Source organism: methanotrophic endosymbiont of Bathymodiolus puteoserpentis (Logatchev) (genome assembly GCF_900128525.1).
Classification (GTDB): Bacteria; Pseudomonadota; Gammaproteobacteria; order Methylococcales; family Methylomonadaceae; genus Methyloprofundus.
Map to the genome: position 1 here is coordinate 1 of NZ_FQTQ01000191.1, position 1,234 is coordinate 1,234.

The following is a 1,234-nucleotide window of genomic DNA, read 5'->3' on the forward strand; positions in this document are numbered from 1 at the left end:
TATGGTGTATGAACATTTACGTCGTGTCTGTTGCTTTTCTGTCACCAAGTCTCATTTAGAAGTAGGTGTTGTTCATTTGCAGCGTAAATGGCAAGTCAATCCATAATGAATATTTCTCTGTGGCTGGACTTTTTTCAGCATTTTTTTTGGCGGCCCTTATTATACCGTTTACCACGCAAACTAGCATTCAAACTGGCTGGGGCCGTTAATTTAAAATTGGCTCTACGCTTCCAACGGGAGGAGGTATCCGCTTATCATCAGCATTTACAGGTATTTTATTCTGTAGATAAAATCACCGCCTGGCACTGGTGTTGCTGGAATTTTCGAATGTTAGGCCGCGAAGCCCTTGACGCTTATTTTTTGCAACGGGTCAATCAAGCGGCTGATTTGGACTGGGTTTCTTTAGATGAACAGTGTCGCACTAGTTTTTCTGCATTAAAAACTGTGGACAATGGCGCAATTATCATTATGGCACATTATGGCCGGCCAATTCTGTTGAGCTCTTATTTAGGTTTACATGGCTGCCCGGTGGGTATGTTGAGTCAGCCGGTTGATGAGTCAAACCCGCATTTAAATTCGGCTATGCGATCTTTTTTGCAATTTAAAATGCGGGAGACGGTTCGGTTGGCTGGTGGTCGCTGGCTAACTTTGAATGACTCTCCGTTAGCGTTAGCACGTGCGATTAAAGCAGGCCAAAGAATGATTATTATGCTGGATTTATCTGAACCTGACCCTACGCGTCAAATAACTGTACCTTTTGGGCATGGCCAATTGCTATTACCCCCGGGGATTGTCCGCTTAGCCAAACAAACGAATGCCAAGCTTTTTTATGCCTGCGCCGAGGATCACGGTTGTCGATCTGTTTGTCGTGTTACGGCTTTATCCGATAGTCCCGATGAGGCATTTGCCCAGGCTGTTTCTATTTTTGAAAACGATTGTCAGGCCATGCCGTGGGAGTGGTGGCAGTGGTCTAATTTGCCTTCGTTATGGTCCGCTGACAATCGGCCTTAGCCTAAATCAGGTTCTGTCGCAAGTATTATTGAAAACGAAGTACGCCTTGTCTTCAGGCATAACTATCCTGCTAAAGCCATAAATTGCTTATAAGCAGGCATATTTTCCTCGGACAACTGTCCCTTTCGAATCATATGTGCTGTTTCAATGGTTCTGTCGCATTAATGGGTAAATTCTGAGATAATTCCCCCTTATTTCCCAATGTGCATAAAATAAAATCATG

At 44.0% G+C, this 1,234-nt stretch carries 1 protein-coding gene; it reads left to right on the top strand.

Features of this window, described 5'->3' with window-relative positions; translation table 11 throughout:
* Positions 1-105: 105 nt before the first annotated feature.
* Positions 106-1,011 (top strand): lysophospholipid acyltransferase family protein, encoded by a 906-nt coding sequence (locus tag BQ7314_RS14125; protein WP_174484335.1) that lies wholly within the window; start codon positions 106-108, stop codon positions 1,009-1,011.
* Positions 1,012-1,234 lie beyond the last annotated feature (223 nt).